The organism is Candidatus Pseudothioglobus sp. Uisw_050_01 (assembly GCF_048085775.1).
GTDB lineage: Bacteria > Pseudomonadota > Gammaproteobacteria > PS1 > Pseudothioglobaceae > Pseudothioglobus.
In genome coordinates, this window is the sequence record NZ_CP159804.1 from 1,421,080 (window position 1) to 1,444,007 (window position 22,928).

A 22,928-nucleotide genomic window follows, 5' to 3' on the forward strand; every position below is an offset into this window, starting at 1 on the left:
ACTATTACCTTAACTAAAAAATGAATAATCTGAGGCAATAAGAACCCATCCCAAAACAAACATCAAACTAATTATCATAAAAAATGCATAGTGATAGACATACCCAGTTTGAACTGGTCGAATAAAAGCGCCTACGTAACGAGCGAATCTAGCACTCCCATTAACCAAAAGCTGATCAATGATTGCCATATCTGAAATTTTCCACAACAGATTACCAATTTTCAGTGATCCACGAACAAAGACAATTTCATTAAATCGATCAAAACCATACAAAGAATTCAACACATAATTAATACGTTTGAATTTACTCTGAATTAGGTCTGCCCAGTCAGTTCGATATATGCAGAAAACCCATGCTGTCAAACCACCGCCAACCATCATCCAGAATGGAAGTGTCATGACTGAATGCGTTATTAAAGAGAACGCTGAATGAAAGTGATCCTCAAGTTTTGAAACGGCAAGATGAGAAGAATCAATAAAAATTCCGTTTTCTAGCCACCCACCAAAAAGCATCGGCTCAATTGTAAAATACCCAATCAATACAGATGGTATCGCTAGTAATATTAAAGGAACCGTAATTGATGGAGCTGTCTCATGAACATTTGCTTCGGTATGACTATCAAGCCTTGACTCACCATGAAATACTAAAAATAATAGTCGTAAACTATAAAAAGCGGTAATGAATACGCCCAGCACAACTGCAAAATAAACCCACCCAGCAAAAGGTAGGTCCGAATAATGAACGGCCTCAATTATCATATCTTTTGAATAAAACCCTGCGAAGCCAGGAAAGCCGATCAGAGCTAAAGTACCTAAAAGAGAAGTAACGTAGGTTATTGGCATTTTCTTTCTTAGGCCGCCCATTTTTCGAATATCTTGTTCATGATGAAGTGCAACAATTACTGATCCAGCTGCTAAAAAAAGCAAAGCTTTGAAGAACGCGTGAGTCATTAAGTGAAAAATTGCAACTGAGTAGGCGCTTACTCCTAGAGCAACAGTCATATAACCAAGCTGAGAGAGTGTGGAATAAGCAACAACTTTCTTTATATCATTTTGAACAATGCCTAGTAAACCCATAAATAGGGCTGTTATGGCTCCTATTATCATGACTACTGTTAGTGCAACATCACTTAACTCAAATAAGGGTGACATTCTGGAAACCATAAAGATACCAGCCGTTACCATTGTTGCCGCATGAATCAAAGCAGAGATCGGAGTGGGGCCTTCCATTGAGCCGGGCAGCCAAACATGCAGAGGAACCTGTGCTGATTTGCCCATTGCTCCTACAAAAAGTAGAAGGCAGACTACCGTTATAGCAGAGACGCCTCCAAATAAAGTTTGTCCAATAATTTGATCTTTTTGACTGAATGTTTCGGCGTAATCTAAAGTACCAAAAAACATCAGGACCATTGCAATTCCTAAAAGAAAACCAAAGTCACCAACCCGGTTCACGAGAAAAGCTTTTAAGTTAGCCTGAACTGCTGATTCCTTATGGTGCCAAAATCCAATTAAAAGATATGAAACCAGACCAACAGCCTCCCAGCCAAAGAATAGCTGCATAAAGTTATTTGAAATTACAAGTGTAAACATTGCAAAAGTAAATAGGGATATGTAGCTAAAAAATTTAGTGTATCCCTTATCATCATGCATATAACCTATAGTGTAGATGTGCACCATTAGTGAAACAAATGAAACCACCACCAACATCAGAGCGGTCAAGTTATCAACTAAAAAGCCGACACTAATATTGAGTCCTCCAATTTGCATCCATGTATAGATGTTCTGATTAAAAATTTCACCATCATTTAGAACGTGATGATTAAAAACATATAGTGATAGTGCGGTAGAGATTGCTACCCCTAGAATCGTAATTGAATGCGAAGCTTTTCGTCCGAGTCTATTCCCAGCAAGTCCAACTATGATTGAACCAATTAGCGGCGCTAGTACAATTGTAGAATAAATATTAAGCATAGCTACCCTTTCAACGTATTAGTTGCATCAATATCAATCGAGCCACGACTTCTAAACATCAGCGTGAGGATTGCAAGACCTATAGCCACTTCAGCAGCAGCAACTGTCAAAATAAAGAATACAAATATTTGTCCAGCAAGATCGCCGCCATAATATGAAAAAGCAATAAAATTAGTATTAACTGCTGCCAAAATTAACTCGACACACATCAAAAGCATAATGATATTAGTTCTGTTAATAAAGATTCCAGCAAGACCGATACAAAAAACTATTGAGCTCAGAATTAGGTAATCAGATAGTGCTATCATTTTGACTCCTTGGCTGACTTTGGCTTAATAGAGGCCATTCTCATTCTATCTTTTGCCTGAACATTAATTTGCTCTGAAATATCTTGCTTTTTGCTCCTAGATTCATTTCGATGAACAAGAGTAATTGCTGCAATAATTGCGATTAAAAGAAGTATTGCTGCTAATTCAAAAGGGTACACATAAACCGTATAAAGCTGCTCTGCAATGGCAGTAATATTGCTATATGAAGCGTCATGCTTTTCTGGAACACCCGTCATTGCTAAATCAAACTGACCAGCATTAAGGACTAGCACCATTTGCGCGATCACAATTATAGATACAAAAATTCCCAACGGCAGATAGCGCGTGAACTGGGCACGAAGAGTTGATTTATCGGTATCAAGCATCTTAATAACAAACATAAATAACACCATAACAGCGCCAACATAAATCAATATAAGTGTAATTGCTAGAAACTCTGCTTCAAGAAGTAACCATAAGCTAGCAGCACTAAAAAAAGTTAGTATTAAGAATAAAGCAGCCTTTGCAGTATTCCTTGATGTAATCATCAATATCGAACTAACGATAAAGAAAAAGGAGAAGACATAAAATAAAATTGATGAAAATTCCATAGCTACCTATTATTTATATTTAGAGTCTTCAAGTCTGGCTTTGCTAATCTCTTTTTCATTCTCATCACCTATAGCCAAAAGCCCCTTTTTATCAATAATGCTCCCCTCTCTTGACTCAAACGCATAATCAAAAATATGAGTCTCTACAATGGCATCAACGGGACATGCCTCTTCACAAAAGCCGCAAAAAATACATTTAAAAAGATCAATATCATATTGAGTTGTTCGGCGAGTGCCATCTTCTCTCATTTCAGAATCAATAGTTATTGCATTTGCTGGACATACCGCCTCACAAAGCTTACAAGCGATACACCTTTCCTCTCCATTTGGGTAGCGACGAAGAGCATGAAGGCCTCTGAATCTGGGTGAAATTGGCGTTCGCTCTTCTGGGAACTGAACCGTAATATTATTATTTAAAAATTCTTTACCAGTCACTTTAAGGCCAGTTCGTAGCTCGCCTAAACCAAAATCTTTTACTAGTTTTTTAACTTTTTTTATCATATCTTTTTCTCCTTAAAACCAAGGTCCTATATGAAGCTGTGTCATCAATGCAACCACAAAGATCCACACAATCGTTAAGGGTAAGAAAATTTTCCAACATAAACGCATAATCTGATCGTACCTAAACCTTGGAAAGGAAGCACGAATCCAAAAATATAAAAATAAAAAGAAACTCATCTTAAAGAGTAGCCAGAATAAATCAGGAACAAACTCAAACCAACCCTCAAGAAGAGGTATGCCTTCGAATGGTGAATGCCATCCGCCAAAAAATAATAAAACTGCCAGCATAGCCATAAAAATCATGTTGAAATATTCTGCCATAAAGAACAATGCAAAAGGCATTCCAGAATACTCAACATGCGTGCCACCAACAATTTCCGACTCACCCTCTACAACATCAAATGGTGCCCTATTTGTTTCAACTAAAGCCCCAATCCAAAAAACTATCATCATTGGGAATAGTGGAATCCAATACCAATTAAGTATTCCTCCAGCTTGTTTTTCTACAACAGTATTTAAATTAACAGAGCTTGCAATCATTACGACTGTTACAAGAACAAATCCAATTACAAGTTCATAGGAAATCAGCAGAGCTGTGCTTCTTAAAGCTCCAAGAAGCGGGTACTTAGAGTTAGATGCCCAGCCCGCAAGAACAATTCCGTAAACACCAACTGAACCGATTGCCATAACATACAGCAAGCTTACATCAAGATTAGCAATATAAAAGCCTTCTCCAAATGGCACAACTGCCCAAACTGCTACTGCAGGAACAAAGGCCAACACAGGTGCTAAAAGAAATAGATAAATGTTTGACTTAGTAGGAAAAATTATTTCCTTAAACATCATTTTAAAAACGTCAGCAAATGGTTGTAATAACCCTAATGGTCCCACCCTATTTGGACCAATTCTAAGCTGCATGAAGCCAATAACTTTGCGCTCAGCATAAGTCATGTATGCCATCGCAATTATTAATGGAAAGATTAAGGCAAGGCCCTTGATTAAGATAATTATTACGTCTGCAAGTCCACCATCCAACCAAGGAATTAAATTATGGATACTGTCTACTAATGATTGCCACATAGTCAATATCTCCTATCCCTTTCTCGATTGATAAGTATGAACAAAAACACATCCCTCAGCAACAGTTTCATTAATAGAAACTGGAACTCCATGAAACAAATCACCGCCTGAAAGCTTCAACTCTTTGGCCGTTACTAAAGAAATAAATGCAGCATTCATTTTTCCAATTTGTGTTTCTTGGAGAGATTTAGCTTTGCGAGTTACTCCATCGACTGCATAAGGCGAATATTGCCAATGAATTGCAATCTTAGAATCATCAATTACTTTAGTATTGTTATCAAGAATATCATTATTTCCAATTGAAGTAATAGCAAGTGCGTCATCAGCTACTTGAGTTGAATCAGTATATTCAAAACCTTTGAACTCAAATAAATCTGCAAGAACTTTAATAATTTTCCAACCTGGTTTAGAATCTCCTGGACCTTTAACTGAGGCGCTAAATGATTGAGCAATGCCATCAAAATTTATATGCGTACCTGAACTTTCATAAAAGCTAGCTAGCGGTAATATTACATCAGAGTTTATTTGAGACGCCTCATCTTCAAAACTATTAAGTGAAACAACAAAGACATCATCTTTATTAAAAGTATCAGCAGCTAATTTTGGATTAATAAAGTCATAGTTAAAATCAACGTCCATCAGTATAAATGCTTTGGTATTTTCAGAAAGCATTGAGGTTGCATTTTTTCCTTTACTAGAAGGTTTAAATCCAACTTTTTCAGCAGATAATGAGTTTCCACTATAGCTTAAGTTGGCAATTTTTGCATTCGCAAGCATTGCAATTTCAGAAATAATATTCATAATATCTGAAGAAGATATATTACTATTTACGTGCTCGCCTATAACAATCACTGGCCTTTCTGCAGTAATTAAGTCATCTGCAATTTTATTTTGACTATTGTCAACTTTGATCTTAGATAAGTTCTTTGGAGCAGTAGTCTTAGTTTTGTCATGAAGAGACTTGAGGACAGACTGAAGCATTAATACAGTTTTTTGTGGAGAAGATAAAACTTCCAAATTAGTCCGATAGTTAAAGTCAAACTTTTTATTATTAATCGTATTAACCGAGGCACCACTTAAAGTTGCCTTTCTAATACGATGATTGATCATTGGTTGCTCTAATCGAAGGTATGAATTAACAATTAAAGCATGATCTATTGATTCCATTTCAGATAAAGAAATATTTGAAAGCATAGAACTTCCACTGCTTAGGTCTGCTTTATCTAAACGATAATCAATATTTTCTGAGCCAAAACTACGAGCTAATTTTTGCATCAAATAATATTCTTCTAGTGTTGAGTTTTTTGAAGCTAATACGCCCAATTGATTTGGATTTTGTGCATTTTTTTTCAGGCCACTAATCGCAAAATCAAGAGCAACCTCCCAACTGGCTTCCTGCCATTTGTTATTCTTTTTAATTTTAGGGTGTAATGCTCGGCTTTCATGATTTAGTCCTTCATATGAAAAGCGATCACGATCAGAAATCCAAGTTTCATTTACTAATTCATTATCTCTTGCAACAACTCTTTTAACCTTACCTCTATAGGTTTGGGTATAAATATTTGACCCTATCAAGTCATGCCTTGCTATCGTTTCCACGGCATTCATTTGCCAGGTTCTGGCTTCATACCTAAATGGCTTTGAAGTTAGAGCGCCAACTGGGCAAACGTCAATCATATTTCCAGAAAGCTCTGACTGAATACCTTCAGTTAAAAATGGCTCGATTTTTACACCTTCACCTCTTCCAGTTCCACCCATTTCAACTATACCTGCAACTTCTGCGCCAAAACGAACGCAACGAGTACAGTGAATACATCGAGTCATGTCAGTTTGAATTAATGCACCAATACCTTTGTCTGCAACTATTCGTTTTCCTAAGTTAAATTTTGAAACATCTGTCCCATACTCCATTGCCACATCTTGAAGTTCACACTCACCACCTTGGTCACATATTGGACAATCAAGAGGATGATTAATTAGTAAGAATTCCATCACCGCTTTTTGTGCACTCTTAGCTTTATCATTTCTAGTATGAATTTTCATACCATTTGCAACAGGAGTAGAGCAAGCTGGCTGAGCTTTTGGAACTCCCTCAACATCAACTAAACACATCCTGCAGTTTGCTGCAACTGATAGCTTTTTATGGTAGCAAAAACGAGGCACATCAATACCTTCTCTATCTGCAATAGAAATAATAGAGTCGCCTTGATTAGCAAAAACTAATTTGCCATCAATTTCAAATTCAATTTCAGACAATTGCCTCTTCCTCAATTAAATGATGCTCACTTTCTACAATACTTCTACCATGCTTAATATAGTATTCAAACTCATGTCTAAAGTGTCTTATAAAGCTCTCAACTGGGGTTGCCGCTGCGTCGCCAAGGGCGCAAATAGTGTTGCCACTTATTTTCTCTCCAACTGAAACAAGCAAGTCTAAATCTTCATTTTTTCCATTACCATCTAAAATGCGTTGCAATACTCTATAGAGCCAACCCGTACCTTCTCGACAAGGAGTACACTGTCCACAAGACTCATCATAATAAAAGTGAGCTAATCGTGTTAGAGTTTTAACCATGCATGTAGTGTCATCCATTATGATTACTGAGCCTGCACCAAGCATTGAGCCGGCATTTGCAATACTGTCATAGTCCATTGTCATATTCATTGCAGTATCTGCTGACAAAAGTGGAGTTGACGAGCCACCTGGAATAACTGCTTTGAGAGTTCTTCCTTCTTTAAGGCCACCAGCTAACTCTAACAGCTTACTAAAAGGCGTACCCATTGGAACTTCAAAATTAGCAGGATTCTTTACATTACCTGTAACTGAAAAACATTTTGTACCGCCCGAATTTTCAACTCCTAAATCAGCAAACCACTGTCCACCTTGAGTTAAAATTTCTGGAACATTAGCAAATGTCTCAGTATTATTAATAGTTGTTGGCTTACCATATAACCCAACATTTGCTGGAAAAGGAGGCTTAAATCTTGGCTGACCTTTTTTGCCTTCAAGAGACTCTAATAATGCAGTTTCTTCTCCGCATATATAAGCTCCAGCACCTAAATGAGTATATAAATCAAAACTAACCACGCTCCCCTGAATACTCTTACCAAGTAACCCTGCATCATAAGCATCTTTTAGGGCTTCTTCAAAGCGGTAATAGGGCTCCATAAACTCACCACGAATATAATTATAGCCAACAGTTGCATTCATTACAAAGCCTGCAATAGCCATCCCCTCAATTACAGAATGAGGATTGTATCTAAGAATATCTCGATCATGACAAGTGCCCGGCTCACCTTCATCAGAATTACAAACTACATATTTTTGTCCTTCTTGATTGCGAGGCATAAAACTCCACTTCAAGCCAGTTGGAAAACCCGCTCCGCCTCGTCCTCTTAATCCTGATGTTTTTAATTCAGCAAGAATATCCTCAGGAGTTAACTCTCCATTAAGAATTTTTCTCCAAACTTTATAACCACCTGTTGATTCATAGGTTGCAAAACTTGCTGGGTTTTTTTTATCTAAGTTTTTAAAGCAGACTTCATTCATTTTAAATTATCCAAAATATTATCTAATTTACTCGGCGTTAAATGTTCATGGTATTGATCGCCAATCTGGCACATTGGACCGCCAACACAGGCACCCAAACACTCAACTTTCTTAACACTTACCAGTCCATCCTTACTTACCTCACCAGTTTTTACCTCTAACTTTTCTTCAAGATATGAAATTAGCTCATCTGAGCCATTAAGCATGCAAGAAATATTGTGACAGAATCGAATAATATGCTTGCCAACTGGTTTATGGTTATAGTTCTCATAAAAAGTTGCAACCTCTTGGACGCTAATGGATGGCATTTGAAGGTGATCAGCAACCTCTTGCATTAATTCACCCGTCAAGCTCCCATTATTTTCATTCTGAACAATTGTTAGTGCCTGCATTACGGCTGAACTTTGCCTTCCCTCTGGATATTTTGTCACCCAAAAATCAATTTCTTTTTTTGCTTGATCAGAAATCATCTGTCAACCTCCCCAAAAACAATATCTTGAGAACCAATAATGGTCACTACATCTGAAAGCATATGGCCCTTTGACATCTCGTCCATTGATGCAAGATGAGGAAATCCAGGTGCTCTAATTTTTACTCTGTATGGCTTATTGGCTCCATCTGAAACTAGATAAACTCCAAACTCACCTTTGGGCGCCTCAACTGCAGTGTAACTCTCACCTTCGGGGATACAAAACCCTTCAGTAAATAATTTAAAGTGATGAATCAATGACTCCATATCATCCTTCATAGCTTCACGGTTTGGAGGAGTAACTTTATGATCATCTGACATTACTGGTCCAGGGTTAGCTTTAAGCCATGAAACGCATTGATTTATAATTCTAGTTGATTGGCGCATCTCTTCCATTCGTACAAGGTATCGATCATAGCAATCACCAGTTACGCCAACTGGAACATCGAATTCTAATTTTTCATAAACTGAATAGGGCTCATTTTTTCTAATATCCCATTCAACTCCAGAGCCTCTTAGCATTGCTCCAGTAAATCCAAGTTGTTTTGCACGCTCAGCAGATACAATAGCAATGTTTACAAGCCTCTGCTTCCAAATCCTGTTATCAGTCAATAAATCAGAGTATTGCTTAATACTTTTTGGAAAATTAATCGCAAAATCTTCAATAAAGTCTAGTAACGAGCCTTGACGATTTCTATTAATCTCTTCAAGCTTTTTATCACTTCTTAACTTAGACTTTAGATATTGAGGCATCTTGTCTGGCAAGTCTCTATAGACTCCACCTGGCCTGTAGTAAGTTGCGTGCATTCTTGAGCCACTTACTGCTTCATAACAATCAATTAGAGCCTCTCGCTCTCGAAAAGCATACAAGAAAACACTCATAGCGCCAACATCTAGTGCGTGAGTTCCAATCCACATTAGGTGGTTCATGATTCGAGTAATTTCATCAAACATGACCCTTATATACTCAGCCCGCTCTGGAATTTTAAGGCCCAGCATCTTTTCTATACCCATCACATAGGCATGCTCATTGCACATCATAGAGACGTAATCAAGACGATCCATATACCCGATAGACTGATTATACGGTTTAGACTCTGCTAGTTTCTCGGTGCCTCTATGAAGAAGTCCAATATGAGGATCCGCACGTTCTACAACCTCACCATCGAGCTCAAGAATCAATCTAAGAACTCCATGAGCAGCAGGGTGTTGCGGTCCAAAATTTAGCGTATAGTTTTTCATCTCAGACATAGTTATTTCCTTATGACTCGAGGGACATTTATATTTGGCTCAATACTTACAGGCTCGTAAACTACCCTGCCTAACTCTTCGTCATATCTCATCTCAACTTCACCAATCATTGGAAAATCTTTTCTTAGAGGGTGGCCAACAAAGCCATAGTCTGTCAGTATTCTTCTCAGATCATTATGGTTTTCAAACAAGATTCCAAACAAATCAAATGCTTCCCTTTCATACCAGTCTGCACAATTCCAAATTTTCGTTACAGATTTAATCATTAAGTTTTCTGAAGAGAGAACTGCTTTGACTCTTAACCTCTGATTGTCTGAGACTGAAAGGAGATGATAAATAACCCCAAAACGTTGGTCCTTTTTATTTGATGATTTTTGTGCTTGGCGCGCTCTTCCGAAACCTGAAGAGCTGGCATTCCCATTCCAATCTGACTCGCCATAAGTTAAGTAGTCAATTCCGCAAAGGTCAATCAGGATATCAAAATTAAAATCGTCGCGTAATTGCGTGCAAACCTCAATTATATCCTCGCTATTAATAACAAGTGTTAACTCGTCGAAAGACTCGCTAAGATTTTTTTTGCCAAAAGCTTTAGTTAAATTTTTCTTAAATTCTTTCATAACTTAAGTGCGAGCAATCGTGTTAGTTCTTCGAATTTTATCTTGGAGCTGAAGAATTCCATAGAGAAGAGCTTCCGCAGTTGGTGGGCATCCAGGAACGTAAACGTCAACCGGCACAATGCGATCACAGCCTCTAACAACAGCATAAGAGTAATGGTAATAGCCGCCACCATTTGCACAAGAACCCATTGAAAGAACATATTTTGGATCCGGCATTTGATCATAAACTTTACGCAATGCTGGCGCCATCTTATTGGTTAGGGTTCCAGCAACAATCATCAGGTCAGACTGGCGTGGAGTTGGACGAAAAACAATCCCAAAACGATCAAGATCATAACGAGCTGAACCCGCTTCCATCATTTCAACAGCACAACATGCAAGACCAAAAGTCATTGGCCATAGCGATCCAGTCCTTGCCCAGTTAATAACCTTATCAAGTGATGTAGTAACAAAGCCTTCCTTCATTAAACCTTCAATAGCCATATTTAATCCTCATTATTCCCACTCTAATGCGCCTTTCTTCCATTCAAAAATAAAACCAACTACCAGTAGAAGTAAGAAAATAGACATAGCCACAAATCCAAACCATCCAAGTTTTGCCTGGACTACTGCCCAAGGGATGAAAAATGCAACTTCTAAATCAAAAAGAACAAACAAAATAGCAACAAGATAGTAGCGGATATTAAAGTGCATCCGCGAGTCATCAAATGCAGGGAATCCACACTCAAACTGTGAGTTTTTTTCCTCACCAGGATTGCTTGGACCAAGAAGATAGCCAACAAGCGTAAGCCCCACTCCAAAGGCTATTCCAAGGAATATAAATACGATAATTGGCAAATAATTTTCGAGCATTGTTTATCCTAAATTAAACAACGAGATATTATAACAAGATTATTGGAAAACAGCTAGTTATTAGCCTTCAAATAATTGCAAAAAAGACAGCAAACTATAGCTGAGTTCCGCCAACAGTTAACATGTCGATTTTTAAACTGGGCTGCCCCACTCCAACTGGAACACTTTGACCATCTTTTCCACAAACGCCTACCCCTGGATCAAGTTTTAAATCATCGCCAACCATTGAAATTTGATGGAGAACCTCATCTCCAGCACCAATAAGAGTCGCTCCTTTTATAGGAGTTGTTATTTTTCCATTTTTTATTAAATAGGCTTCATTAGCTGAAAAAACAAATTTTCCAGAAGTAATGTCAACCTGACCACCATCGAAATTCTTGGCATAAATTCCATCCTCAACCGAGGAAACCATGTCTTCAAAATGATCCTTTCCATTTAGCATATAAGTATTAGTCATTCTTGGCATTGGAATATGAGCATAAGATTCTCGCCTCCCATTTCCCGTACTAGGCTGATTCATTAGGCGACCATTCATCTTATCCATCATGTAGCCCTTTAATATTCCATTCTCTATCAATGTTGTTTCTTGAGTTGGTGTTCCTTCATCATCAATTGTAAGACTTCCACGACGATTAGCGATTGTTCCATTATCTACAATAGTGCATTTATCACTCGCAATTTTTTCACCAATTTTTCCACTAAAAACAGAGCTCCCCTTTCGATTAAAGTCTCCTTCTAGGCCATGTCCAATAGCTTCATGCAATAAGACACCTGGCCATCCAGAGCCTAAAATAACAGGCATTTTGCCAGCTGGCGCATCTTTAGATTCAAGCGCAACAAAGGCCAAACGAAGGGCTTCTTTAGTATAAGTTTCAGCAAGCGAATTACTTGCAAAGTAGCCATAATCATAACGACCACCACCTCCACTTGAGGCTTGCTCTATCCTTCCATTATGCTCCACAATAACCGTTACGCTTACTCTGACCATTGGCCTACAATCTACTTGATATACGCCATCTGTTGAGGCAATTAATACCTCTGTATAGGCTCCAGATAGAGAAGCACTAACTTGAACAACCTTTGGCTCTTTTCTTGCAATCGAATTAATTTCCCTCAGAAGATCAACTTTTTGCTTTGAAGTTAAACTATCAAGTGGGCTTAAACCAGCATATTTAGAAGGGTAATTAATAGTCTTTAGGATCTCTGGCTCTATGTTAGGTTTACTATTAGATATTCCTTTTGCGAAATCTACAGCACCCTTAATCGCTTTAATATTAAGATCATCAGAATAAGAAAAGCCAGTTTTATCACCTGAAACACATCGAGCACCTACGCCATGACTAATGTTATATGAACCATCTTTTACAATCCCCTCATCGAGAACCCATGACTCTGCAACAGAGTGTTGAAAATATAAATCAGAATATTCTGCTCCAGTATTAGATAATGAACTAAGTAAGTTATATACTTCACTCTCATTAATATTGTGATCACTGAGTAATTGATTAATCATAAAACTTTAACTCCATCTAGTTTTTCAATAATTGGTTCAGACCATGGTCCAGAAATCATAAATGTTATTTCAACAACATTATCTAATAGACCATCAATAACTGCACCACCAAAAAGCATTTTATCTGCTGCCCAAACCCCCAACCCAGCTAGACCGCCTCCAGCTAAATATGTAGCAAGTGGAATCGTATCAGCGATTGAAGGCTGCACATTAGCTGCTAGATTATAGTCTTTTTTAATTAGGTCAACAGAGCCAGTAAGCTCAATATCACTCTCTTCACTTTCAACTAGAAAATAATCCACCTTAGCAACTCCATTATTAAATAATAACTTTGCATTTATTTGATCATACACATAGCCCTGTTCTCTCAACTCCCCTCTTGTAAGCCTTAATCTATTTGCAATAGACTCTAGATTAATATATGAAAGGAGCTTGAAAAAATTTGGATCTTGATTAGTAAAGACTCCTTTTTCGACATCTGCTTTCATAAAGCCACTAACTTTATTTGTAGAAACTTGCCATGGCTCACAGTCACAATATAACCTCAAATCGACATTAAAACTTCCTCCAATAACTGGCTCATCAATTCCAAATTTAGTTAAAAAGTTTGATAAGTTATTATTTGATGCTTTTGCTCTAAGTAAGGTTTTTCCATTAAGCCAATTTCCATTAAAAACTAAATCTTCATTACTGACACCAATATTTTCAAATGTTAGATTTTTAATTTCCATCACATTTGCATTATTAAGCAGATCTGCCTCAAGATTAGGGATAGTTTTGCCATTTAACTTAGCATTCTTAGAGGATAAATGAAAACTAGGAAAAATATTTGGTGTTAACTTCCATGAATCTATATTCTCAAAACTCTCAATATTCAAATCTTGTAACTGAACAGAATAATTACCATTTTCATCAATTTTTAAGCTGATATCGCCTTGCAAATTATCTGACTCAATTATGCTCATCCATTCATTAGCTTTATTCTTAGTAACATATATATCAGTAATGCTAGCCAAATGACTTACTTTAACTCTAAAGTTATTATCTTGGTCATCTATCCATTCTTTAGGATTTAAAGATATTTGAAAAAGTTCACCGCCAATAAGGCCTTTGCCTTTTGTTCTTATCAACCCATCACTAAAAGAAAGTTGTGAACTAAATTCATCAACTTTTAATTTTCCAGAAAGAAGTGTTAATGAATTTTCAGATGCGTACATATCAAAAGCAACTTTAGTTTTTTGACTACTAGATTTTTGAAGTGGTACCACTATATTTACGTTGCCCCATAGCTTACCATTTAGCTCAAACTCATCAAAATAACTTTTAATTTTTAAAGGTACTGAGGACTGAGTTATAAATTTAGCAATCTTCTTACTTTGTGAGCTAAATCTTCCATTTAATGACAGTACAGCATTTGGTTGATTAAAATCCCTTGTAGTGATGCTCAGGTAACTTAAATCAATACCTTCCATGCTTGCTTTATTTCCAACTATCTTTAGATAATCATTTGAAAAAGTAACTTTTGCATCTAATTCTTCAATAGAAGGCCAATCAGAGCTAACAGTTATTTTTGCACCATCAAGATTTGCAGAAAATTTTGTATTTGGCGCCTCAAGATCGCCCGACATATTAAAACGAGTTGTCAGCTTAATATCAGTCAAAACACCTTCAGTCAAAACATCATTTATCCATCGAGCACCCTCAGTATTAGCAAGAATAGCAGGTATATTTTGATTAATTTTTGAAACCTCAATCTGATCAATATAACTCTCAAACTCAAGATAAACTTTGTCTTGTTGAGTAAAAATTTTAAGCTGAGCAGAGAGACTAAAATCTTCATTTTTTAGTGAAAAAGGAATAACTGCAATTTTATCCTCTCTTGCCTTTGAAACATCAATAGAACTACTTATATTGACTGCACTTCCAAGCTTAGGAACTAGGGGACTACTAAAAATAGACTGATCTCTCATTGACAAACTTACCTTTTGTTTGTTTCTTGTTATTTCAATTGGTGCAAGCTCAACTGACTGGTCTCCAATTAATTTCGTTCGATTAATAGAAAGTGATTTAAGTGCCAAAAGGCCAGATAACCCAAGACTAGATAAAACTGCGTCAGTATTTATAATAGAAACATACTCATCAATCGAAGAGGTATCAATTAACAATTCATTGACATCTATATGTCCAGGTATTTCAATCCCTTTATAAAGTGCAATTAAATTTGCATCCCACCTCAAGACATCAATTGTGACAATTGGCTCCAGACCTTCTGAGCTAATTTCAACATTTCTGACTGCCAATACAAGCTCATTATCTTGGAATTCAAGAGAAATTTTATCGATACCAACGCTCAACCCACTCACTTGAGAGAGGCGATCTTCAATTGATCCTTTAATCGTTTGAGGGAACAATATAAAAAAAGCAACAACTACCAGTAAAGTAAAAGCAATAAATGTAGCTAACCATGCGCTAATCTTTAAAACATTGAAGCTTCGTAATAGAGTTTTTTTAAGCATATTTTTATTGCATTAAACTGCAAGTTATTATAACCAAATGTATAATATTCCGGAATTTAATATAATCTAAGGAAAGGCGCAATGAGTCAGGGTTCTAAAGGTTCTACAAAACTAATGATTATCGTTTGGGTGCTTGCTATGCTTTTTATTGGCTACAAAGCTCTTAACTCATCAAGCGAAGAGGCATCTAATAGTGATGTAATGATTGATAGCGCCTTACTTGAAAGAATAAAACCTATAGGTCAAGTTCGAATTGATAGTAGTATTGTTGTTGCAACATCTGAAAGCTCAGAAAAAGCTGAGCGCTCTGGAGAAGAAATATATAGTGCTAACTGCCAAGGCTGTCATAGCTCTGGGGTTATGGGTTCACCAAAGTATGCCTCTTTAGAAGACTGGGCTCCAAGAATTGATTTAGGTCTTGAAAAACTTACTTTATCTGCTATTGCAGGAAAGGGTGGCATGCCTGCAAGAGGAACTTGTATGGATTGCTCAGATAACGAAATCAAACTAACAGTTCAGTATATGCTTGATAGCCTAAAATAAAAGAGTTATGATTCAAAATTAGGAGTTCAAGGCCTGAAAAACGCCTAAACTCCTATTTTTTTCAACATCAGTCCAGGGTAAAACCCTTCCATTCATTGCAACATAAACACCGCATTCGAGCAACTGAAGAGACCCTAAAGCACACCCAAAATTAAACAAAGCATCTGAGTTATTCACTGCATAAGGGACCATCGAACCAAATAAAATAATTGTTTTGTCAATTGAGGCCTCACCTAAAAGTTTTGCTGTGTCACACATAGTATCTGTTCCATGAGTAATTAAAACAAATTTCTCCTCACAGCTAACACACCTATCTATTATTAAATCTCGATCTGCATCAACCATATCTAAGCTATCAATTAGAAGAACTTGTTCAGGCGTCAAATCCACCTCAATTCTTGATCTGGAAATCATTTCTGGAAAGTGTGTTTTATCAAACTCAAGCCCACCATTTGACTGGTTATAAACCTTATCAATCGTTCCACCTGTAATAAGTAGTCTTACTTTCATATCATTATCATCCCAAAAAAATGCATTAACAATTAACTTCTTGGTCCAAAAATATCAGTTCCAACTCGGACAAAGGTTGCACCATTTTTTATCGCAAGCTCTAAATCTGAGGACATGCCCATCGAAAGTGAGTCAAGAAAAGGGTATTTTGATATTAAATTTGCCATCTCTTTAAAACTCATAGCTGAGTTTTTTGGACTTGGAATACACATAAAGCCCCTCAAAGATATATTAGGCAAGTCACTCACGTCTGAAATAATTTCATTTACATCTTTAAGAAGCAAGCCAGACTTAGTCTGCTCTTCGTCAATATTTATCTGAATAAGAATATTGAGCTTTCCAAGGCTAGGGTCTCTTTGATCACTGAGTCTTTTTGCAATTTTAAGCCTATCAATGCTATGGACCCAATCAAAGTTTTCTGCTATTGAGGCTGTTTTATTTGATTGGATTGGACCAATAAAATGCCAAATTAGTTTACTTTCTTTAAAAAAAGAAATTTTATCGAGGGATTCTTGTAAATAGTTTTCTCCAAAATGAACTTGACCAGCATTTACAGCCTCTTTGATTTCAGCAATAGATCGAGTTTTACTAACTGCAATTAACTGCACTTCGTGATTACATTCAATTGAATTTATACGTGAAGTTACCCGCTTTAAATTATCAGCAATCATTAAAAAACTGTCTGCGCTTCAAAAACTGGGCCATCAACACAAACTCTTTTCATTGCTGGGCCATTCTCAGTCTGAACCTCAACAACGCATCCAGCACAGCCACCAACAGCACAAGCCATATATTCTTCGAGTGAGACCTGGCAAGGCAAGTTGAAGTCTTTAGCTAATTTAGAGACAGCTTCAAGCATAGGGTGAGGCCCGCAAGAAAAAATTTCAACATTTAACAAATCATCTTTGGATAAACTATCTAAATATTCTTTTGCTAAACCAGTCACATAACCCTCATATACCCCTTCAAAGTTTTGTAGACTTGTTAGTCCAGCCTGTATGCCCCACTCTTCCAGTAAAGGCATAGTATGAATTTTTGAAGAATAAAACCCGCCTAGGTTACTTACGACAGTGTCAAAAGGAAATGGCACTTCAGAGCCTAAGATAACGTATGGATTAAAGTAATCATTATCTTTTATATTTTGAGCAATTGCTATAATTGGAGGCATTCCAACGCCACCACCTATCAAAAGTGGAATTTTTTTATCAGTCATTTTAAACCCATTACCAATGGGCCCAATAACCGACAACACGTCTCCAATTTTACGATCTGCCAACTGCCTAGTTCCCTCTCCAACAATTTTATAAAGAAGATCAAAGGTTCCATTTTCCTTATCAACTGACATAACGGAAATAGGCCTTCTCATAGCAAGCATTCCTGAAACAGAAAGATGAACGAATTGACCAGGTTGAGTATTTTCTGCAATCTCTTTTGAAGCTAGAGTGATAATATATTGCTCTGCTTCATATTTATAGTGAGCTAATATCTGACAATCATTAACACTAATTGTATCTCGATTACTTTTAACCATTTTTTGTAACTAACGTTCCAACACCAGAGTCAGTGAAGACCTCCAAAAGAACTGCATGAGAAACTCTGCCATCAATAATATGACTCGCTTCCACGCCATTTTCAACTGCTGATAAAGCGCACCCAATCTTGGGAAGCATACCGCCATGAATTGTGCCATCATCAATCAGTTTTTTGACCGTCTTCAAGCTCATTCCAGTCATAAGTTTTCCATCATCATCCAGCAAACCAACAGTATTAGTAAGAAGAATAAGCTTTTCAGCATTTAATGACTCTGCAATTGCGCCTGCAACTAGATCTGCATTTATATTGTATGAATAGCCATCTTTACCAACACCAATTGGCGCAATGACAGGAATAAAATCACCTTGTAATAACAAGTTAATTACTGAAACGTCTATTTGATCAACTTGTCCTACATGGCCTAAGTCAATAATTTCTGAAGTAGGTTCAACCTTAGTCTTCAGTTTCTTTGCTGTAATAAGCCGCCCGTCTTTGCCAGTAAGCCCAATAGAATTTCCACCATGCTGATGAATAAGATTAACAATTTCTTTATTAACTAGGCCGCCAAGAACCATTTCAACAACATCCATAGTCTCGCTATCAGTTACTCTCATACCATCTATAAATTTACTATTTTTACCTAGTTTTTCAAGTGTTTTACCTATTTGAGGGCCGCCGCCATGAACCACAATAGGATTCATACCGACAGATTTCATAAGGACTATATCGCGCGCAAAACTTGATTTTAAGTCCTCATCAACCATAGCATTTCCACCATATTTAATGACAATTGTCTTGCCTTTAAACTTTTGGATATAAGGTAAAGACTCAGTTAGAACGTCAGCAATTGTATGAGATTTCATATTGTTATAAGTTTATAAAAACTAGAAAGTATTTTAACAGCCATAAACCCTATTGTCAGGCTTTACCTAATTTTTTTAATAGAATTAATTAAAAGGCATTTTATAAAAAAATTTCTTGCAGCTCGTTAAGAAAATTAAAACCTTTCGATGTGGGCTTTATCCAATTATTCTTATTTTCTAATAAACCAAGATTTTCTGCTCTTCCTAGCTCTGAACTCAAAGATTTGATTAATAACCCCGTTCTTGATTCAAATAATGAAGAGCTAAAACCATCTTTTAATCTAAGACTATTAAGCATAAATTCAAAAGCTATATTATCCACTTCTTTTTTAGTTGAAATATCTACTCCAGCTTGCATTTTAGATAAGTAGTCCTTTGGTGATTTAGGCTTAAGTGTTCTAAATATTTGTTGAGACTCAACATCTGTTATCTTTCCATGTGCTCCAGCGCCAATGCCAATGTAATCTCCAAATTTCCAATAATTTATATTATGTTCTGATGGCCTCTCACTATAAGCTGATACTTCATATTGTCTGAACCCATTCTGATTTAATAGGGCAGCACCTTGCTCACCCATATCCCATATCTTTTCATCAATTGGAAGTTTTGGTGGGTATTTTGCAAACAATGTATTTGGCTCAAGGGTTAGCTGATAAAAAGAAATATGACTCGGCTTTAATTCAATTGCTTGCATCACATCTTCAAGACACATATCAATAGTTTGATCTTTTAGGCCATACATTAGATCAATATTCAAATTATCAAAGCCTACTTTTTTAGCTTCAGAAATTGCCCTCAAGGCATTACCTCCACTATGAATTCTTCCTAAAAATTTAAGCTGATTGTCCTTGAATGATTGCACTCCAACTGAAAGGCGATTAATGCCTACCTTTCGAAATTCAGAAAATTTTTCTACTTCAAATGTTCCTGGGTTCGCCTCAAGTGTGATTTCAATGTTTTTTGATATTGATAGCCTTTCATTTAAACCATAAAACAACTCATAAGCATCCTCTATGCTCATCAAACTTGGTGTTCCACCACCAATAAAAATTGAATGGATTTTGCGGTTTTGAATAAACTTTAAATCATCATCTAAGTCTTTAAGTAAAGCCTTAATATAGCCATTATGAATTGACCCCTCATGCGAGTTAAAATCACAATATGGGCATTTCTTTAAGCACCATGGATAGTGGATATAGAGAGCGAGTGGTGGCAGTTCCAGAAAATTATTCAAAAGATAATAGTTGCTTTAAGAGTTCACTTAAAGCCTGTCCTCGATGTGATATCTCATTTTTTACATGGGGCTGAAGCTGAGCTGAGCTACAATCATGATCTGGCAAATAAAAAATAGGGTCATAGCCAAAACCATTAACGCCTATTGGTTCTCTCAACAACTCTCCTTCCCATTGCTTTTCAATAATGATTGGGCTTGGATCATTAGCACTATGTATAAAGACCATCGCACAACAAAAATGAGCTTTGCGATTACTATACTGATTCATATTTAAAATAAGCTTTTCAATATTATCTTTGTCCGTTGCATCCACTCCAGCATACCTCGCAGAATAAATACCTGGATCACCATTAAGAGCCTCAACTTGAAGACCAGAATCATCTGCTAGGGCTGGTAATTTCGAGTGGAGAGATGCATTTCTAGCTTTAATTAATGCATTTTCAATAAATGTAGTACCAGTTTCAGGAACTTCTTTGACTTGCATATCATTCTGAGAAATTACGTTATAGTGGCCCTTAAGCATGTCATTAAGTTCTCTAACTTTGCCTTCATTGCCTGTTGCAAGGATTATTTTTTTCATAGTGTATAATAATTTTGAACAAAAAAATTAAGAGAAAATGACCCAAGACGAATTAAAAAATGAGGTTGCAAAAGCAGCACTTAAGTATGTTATTCCAGGGACTATTATAGGCGTTGGAACAGGCTCAACAGCAAATTTTTTCATTGATCAACTTGCTACAATTAAAGATTCAGTTCAAGGAACTGTAGCGAGCTCAATTGATACTGAAAATCGGCTTAGGGGCCACGGAATAAACGTGGTTAATTTGAATGAAATTAAAGAAATTTCAGTGTATGTTGATGGTGCTGATGAATCAGATCATCAGCTCAATTTATTAAAGGGTGGAGGTGGAGCACTGACACGTGAAAAGATAGTTGCTGCAGTTTCTAACCAATTTATTTGTATAGCTGATGAATCTAAACTTGTTGATGTGATGGGTAAATTTCCTTTGCCAATTGAAGTGATTCCTATGGCTGCAAACTTTGTAAAACGTGAAATTATTAAATCTATTGGAGGCAATCCAATCTTAAGAGAAGAGCTAACAACAGATAATGGTAACTTAATACTTGACATACATGATCTAACTATAGATGACCCTAAAACTCTTGAAAATAGATTAAATAATATTGTTGGGGTTGTTACTAATGGACTATTTGCAAATCGAGGTGCCGATATTCTTCTTTTGGGGTCTGAGAGTGGCGTAAAAACAATAGTTTCAGATTGACTTATTTACCGTCCTTTAAACAATTGAATAATTCTGTTATGATTAAAGTAATTAAATTAAATTTTGTTTTAACTTCATATTAATGAACAACTTTACACCTTTTAGCGCTCTTTTAGGAGGCGTAATCATTGGATTCTCTGTAGTTTTTTATTTCTATATGACAGGCCGGCTGGCAGGAATTAGTGGAATTTTTGAAAATGCCATAACTAAAGCCTCTCAAAGGCTTTCAAATCTTGCATTTTTACTTGGCTTAGTAATTGGGCCTTTAATTTACTTCAATTTTATTGCCTCCAGTGCTCCTGTAGCATTCAACATAACCCACTCTTATCTTTTAATTATTCCAGGTGGTTTTTTAGTTGGTTTTGGAACAAGACTTGGAGGGGGCTGTACTTCTGGGCATGGGATTTGTGGAATTGGAAGGCTATCAAAAAGCTCTATAATCGCTACTGGCATTTTTGTAGCAATTGGAATGCTTACTGTTGCTGTTCTTCAACAGTTTGGGATTTACTTATGAACGATAAAATTATCTCTTTAATTTGTGGGATTATATTTGGTATTGGTTTAGTTATTTCAGGAATGACAAATCCCGAAAAAGTCATAGGTTTTTTAAGTATTACCCACAACTGGGATGCCTCTTTAATATTTGTTATGAGCGGGGCTATTATTACTGCAGGCCCATTCTTTTACTTCTTCAAAAATAAAGAACTTTCAGCTCTAGGTGATAAAATTAATTTGCCTATTAAACAAAATATAGATAAAAAACTAATTATAGGTTCATCACTATTTGGAATTGGTTGGGGGCTTGTTGGTCTTTGTCCTGGACCCGCAATCTCAGCATTAGCAACCTTTGATCCAATTACCCTAGTCTTCCTAATTTCAATGGCTGCAGGTGTTTTAGTTAAAAAAAATACGATAAAATAGAGTTAATTAGCAACTAAAATACTCTTACTTAATCCTTAAGGTTCATTATGGCAGATCAAACTCTAGATATGTGCGGCTATGCATGTCCAATGCCTATTTTAAAAACTAAGCAGGCATTAGCCAAAATGAACACGGATGAGGTAATTGAAGTAACGTGCACAGACCAAGGTTCAAAAAAAGACTTTGAAGCCTTCTGCAACCAACTTGGTCATAAGTTATTGTCACAAAAAAATGATGGAAATAAAATCATCTTTAATATTCAAAAAAATTAATTTACCAAACAAAAATGCCTAACTCAAAAGAAATGACTGTTATTGCCTCTAAAGGCACTCTTGACTGGGCATATCCGCCCTTTATACTAGCTTCAACAGGTATTGCGATGGGCAAAGAAGTGACAGTTTTTTGCACTTTTTATGGCTTAAACCTTCTCCTTAAGGATTTGTCACATCTTCGTATATCACCTCAAGGAAATCCAGATATGCCAATGAAAATGCCATTTGGCCCAAAGTGGTTTCAAGCTATAGATTTTAGCCAAAAAATTCCAAATATTTTTTGGAACATCCCTGGTATGGAACTTTTTGCAACTCGAATGATGCTAAAAACCTTTAAAAATAATGGTATGGCTTCAATTGAAGAGCTGAGATCTATTTGTGTTGAAATGGGTGTTAAATTTATTGCCTGCGAAATGACAATGGGTATGTTTGGATTTTCAAGAGATGACTTTATTGAAGGAATAGAATTTGCTGGAGCCGCAACTTATCTTGATGTTGCCGATAAATCTAGCCAAGATTTGTTTATCTAG

The 22,928-nt window shown here is 36.5% G+C and carries 26 protein-coding genes; 6 read left to right on the forward strand and 20 right to left on the reverse strand.

The window, feature by feature from the left end; translation table 11 throughout:
• Positions 1-9: 9 nt before the first annotated feature.
• The 14 genes from nuoL to ABXT51_RS07230 form a co-directional block, all read right to left on the reverse strand.
• Positions 10-1,971 carry an NADH-quinone oxidoreductase subunit L gene (nuoL, locus tag ABXT51_RS07165; protein WP_416694896.1) on the reverse strand — a complete coding sequence of 654 codons (1,962 nt, stop codon included), beginning with the start codon at positions 1,969-1,971 and terminating at the stop codon, positions 10-12.
• A gap of 2 nt (positions 1,972-1,973) precedes the next feature.
• Positions 1,974-2,279, reverse strand: a complete 306-nt coding sequence (gene nuoK / locus ABXT51_RS07170; protein WP_416651464.1) for an NADH-quinone oxidoreductase subunit NuoK — start codon at positions 2,277-2,279, stop codon at positions 1,974-1,976.
• A complete protein-coding gene (locus tag ABXT51_RS07175; protein ID WP_416694898.1) occupies positions 2,276-2,890 on the reverse strand; it encodes an NADH-quinone oxidoreductase subunit J in 615 nt (204 codons plus the stop codon). The genes nuoK and ABXT51_RS07175 overlap by 4 nt, the downstream gene beginning before the upstream one ends.
• A 9-nt stretch (positions 2,891-2,899) precedes the next feature.
• Entirely contained in the window at positions 2,900-3,391 is a 492-nt protein-coding gene (gene nuoI, locus ABXT51_RS07180) for an NADH-quinone oxidoreductase subunit NuoI (protein WP_416651468.1), read from the reverse strand.
• A gap of 12 nt (positions 3,392-3,403) precedes the next feature.
• Positions 3,404-4,471, reverse strand: a complete 1,068-nt coding sequence (gene nuoH / locus ABXT51_RS07185) for an NADH-quinone oxidoreductase subunit NuoH (protein ID WP_416694900.1) — start codon at positions 4,469-4,471, stop codon at positions 3,404-3,406.
• 12 nt (positions 4,472-4,483) lie between these two features.
• Complete coding sequence (nuoG, locus tag ABXT51_RS07190) at positions 4,484-6,727, reverse strand: NADH-quinone oxidoreductase subunit NuoG (protein WP_416694902.1); 2,244 nt, start codon at positions 6,725-6,727, stop codon at positions 4,484-4,486.
• Positions 6,720-8,021 carry an NADH-quinone oxidoreductase subunit NuoF gene (nuoF, locus tag ABXT51_RS07195; RefSeq protein ID WP_416694904.1) on the reverse strand — a complete coding sequence of 434 codons (1,302 nt, stop codon included), beginning with the start codon at positions 8,019-8,021 and terminating at the stop codon, positions 6,720-6,722. Before nuoF ends, nuoG begins: the two co-directional genes overlap by 8 nt.
• Positions 8,018-8,491, reverse strand: a complete 474-nt coding sequence (nuoE, locus tag ABXT51_RS07200) for an NADH-quinone oxidoreductase subunit NuoE (RefSeq protein WP_416694906.1) — start codon at positions 8,489-8,491, stop codon at positions 8,018-8,020. The genes nuoF and nuoE overlap by 4 nt, the downstream gene beginning before the upstream one ends.
• A complete protein-coding gene (locus tag ABXT51_RS07205) occupies positions 8,488-9,741 on the reverse strand; it encodes an NADH-quinone oxidoreductase subunit D (protein WP_271537730.1) in 1,254 nt (417 codons plus the stop codon). The genes nuoE and ABXT51_RS07205 overlap by 4 nt, the downstream gene beginning before the upstream one ends.
• A 2-nt stretch (positions 9,742-9,743) precedes the next feature.
• Positions 9,744-10,358 carry an NADH-quinone oxidoreductase subunit C gene (locus ABXT51_RS07210; RefSeq protein ID WP_416694908.1) on the reverse strand — a complete coding sequence of 205 codons (615 nt, stop codon included), beginning with the start codon at positions 10,356-10,358 and terminating at the stop codon, positions 9,744-9,746.
• A gap of 3 nt (positions 10,359-10,361) precedes the next feature.
• Positions 10,362-10,841, reverse strand: a complete 480-nt coding sequence (locus tag ABXT51_RS07215) for a NuoB/complex I 20 kDa subunit family protein (protein ID WP_271537727.1) — start codon at positions 10,839-10,841, stop codon at positions 10,362-10,364.
• A gap of 12 nt (positions 10,842-10,853) precedes the next feature.
• Positions 10,854-11,210 carry an NADH-quinone oxidoreductase subunit A gene (gene ndhC / locus ABXT51_RS07220; protein WP_271537725.1) on the reverse strand — a complete coding sequence of 119 codons (357 nt, stop codon included), beginning with the start codon at positions 11,208-11,210 and terminating at the stop codon, positions 10,854-10,856.
• 94 nt (positions 11,211-11,304) lie between these two features.
• Positions 11,305-12,723 (reverse strand): metalloprotease TldD, encoded by a 1,419-nt coding sequence (gene tldD / locus ABXT51_RS07225; RefSeq protein WP_416694911.1) that lies wholly within the window; start codon positions 12,721-12,723, stop codon positions 11,305-11,307.
• Complete coding sequence (locus tag ABXT51_RS07230) at positions 12,720-15,239, reverse strand: AsmA-like C-terminal region-containing protein (protein ID WP_416694913.1); 2,520 nt, start codon at positions 15,237-15,239, stop codon at positions 12,720-12,722. Before ABXT51_RS07230 ends, tldD begins: the two co-directional genes overlap by 4 nt.
• A gap of 81 nt (positions 15,240-15,320) precedes the next feature.
• Here ABXT51_RS07230 and ABXT51_RS07235 point away from each other — a divergent pair, with 81 nt between their 5' ends.
• A complete protein-coding gene (locus tag ABXT51_RS07235; RefSeq protein ID WP_416694915.1) occupies positions 15,321-15,782 on the forward strand; it encodes a c-type cytochrome in 462 nt (153 codons plus the stop codon).
• A gap of 18 nt (positions 15,783-15,800) precedes the next feature.
• Here the strand turns inward: ABXT51_RS07235 and ABXT51_RS07240 are convergent, their stop codons facing one another.
• The 6 genes from ABXT51_RS07240 to rdgB form a co-directional block, all read right to left on the reverse strand.
• The gene (locus tag ABXT51_RS07240; protein WP_416694918.1) at positions 15,801-16,292 is read right to left on the reverse strand and encodes an asparaginase domain-containing protein; all 492 of its coding nucleotides are present in this window, start codon (positions 16,290-16,292) and stop codon (positions 15,801-15,803) included.
• A gap of 32 nt (positions 16,293-16,324) precedes the next feature.
• The gene (locus tag ABXT51_RS07245; protein ID WP_416694920.1) at positions 16,325-16,963 is read right to left on the reverse strand and encodes a YggS family pyridoxal phosphate-dependent enzyme; all 639 of its coding nucleotides are present in this window, start codon (positions 16,961-16,963) and stop codon (positions 16,325-16,327) included.
• Positions 16,963-17,823 carry a dihydroorotate dehydrogenase electron transfer subunit gene (locus ABXT51_RS07250; protein ID WP_416694922.1) on the reverse strand — a complete coding sequence of 287 codons (861 nt, stop codon included), beginning with the start codon at positions 17,821-17,823 and terminating at the stop codon, positions 16,963-16,965. Before ABXT51_RS07250 ends, ABXT51_RS07245 begins: the two co-directional genes overlap by 1 nt.
• Entirely contained in the window at positions 17,816-18,688 is an 873-nt protein-coding gene (gene argB / locus ABXT51_RS07255) for an acetylglutamate kinase (RefSeq protein ID WP_416694924.1), read from the reverse strand. Before argB ends, ABXT51_RS07250 begins: the two co-directional genes overlap by 8 nt.
• Positions 18,689-18,788: 100 nt before the next feature.
• Entirely contained in the window at positions 18,789-19,922 is a 1,134-nt protein-coding gene (gene hemW, locus ABXT51_RS07260; RefSeq protein ID WP_416694926.1) for a radical SAM family heme chaperone HemW, read from the reverse strand.
• On the reverse strand, positions 19,915-20,502 hold the full coding sequence (gene rdgB / locus ABXT51_RS07265; protein ID WP_416694928.1) for an RdgB/HAM1 family non-canonical purine NTP pyrophosphatase: 588 nt from the start codon (positions 20,500-20,502) through the stop codon (positions 19,915-19,917). Before rdgB ends, hemW begins: the two co-directional genes overlap by 8 nt.
• 37 nt (positions 20,503-20,539) lie before the next feature.
• On the opposite strand from rdgB, the gene rpiA reads away from it, so the two are divergent.
• From rpiA to ABXT51_RS07290, 5 genes are all read left to right on the forward strand, one after another.
• On the forward strand, positions 20,540-21,205 hold the full coding sequence (gene rpiA / locus ABXT51_RS07270; protein WP_416694930.1) for a ribose-5-phosphate isomerase RpiA: 666 nt from the start codon (positions 20,540-20,542) through the stop codon (positions 21,203-21,205).
• An 82-nt stretch (positions 21,206-21,287) separates the two neighbouring features.
• Entirely contained in the window at positions 21,288-21,719 is a 432-nt protein-coding gene (locus ABXT51_RS07275) for a YeeE/YedE family protein (protein WP_416694932.1), read from the forward strand.
• Positions 21,716-22,126 carry a DUF6691 family protein gene (locus ABXT51_RS07280; RefSeq protein WP_416694934.1) on the forward strand — a complete coding sequence of 137 codons (411 nt, stop codon included), beginning with the start codon at positions 21,716-21,718 and terminating at the stop codon, positions 22,124-22,126. Before ABXT51_RS07275 ends, ABXT51_RS07280 begins: the two co-directional genes overlap by 4 nt.
• A 47-nt stretch (positions 22,127-22,173) precedes the next feature.
• Positions 22,174-22,398: a sulfurtransferase TusA family protein gene (locus ABXT51_RS07285; RefSeq protein WP_271558474.1), complete on the forward strand. Its 225-nt coding sequence runs from the start codon at positions 22,174-22,176 to the stop codon at positions 22,396-22,398.
• 14 nt (positions 22,399-22,412) lie between these two features.
• Positions 22,413-22,928 (forward strand): DsrE/DsrF/DrsH-like family protein, encoded by a 516-nt coding sequence (locus ABXT51_RS07290; protein WP_271537945.1) that lies wholly within the window; start codon positions 22,413-22,415, stop codon positions 22,926-22,928.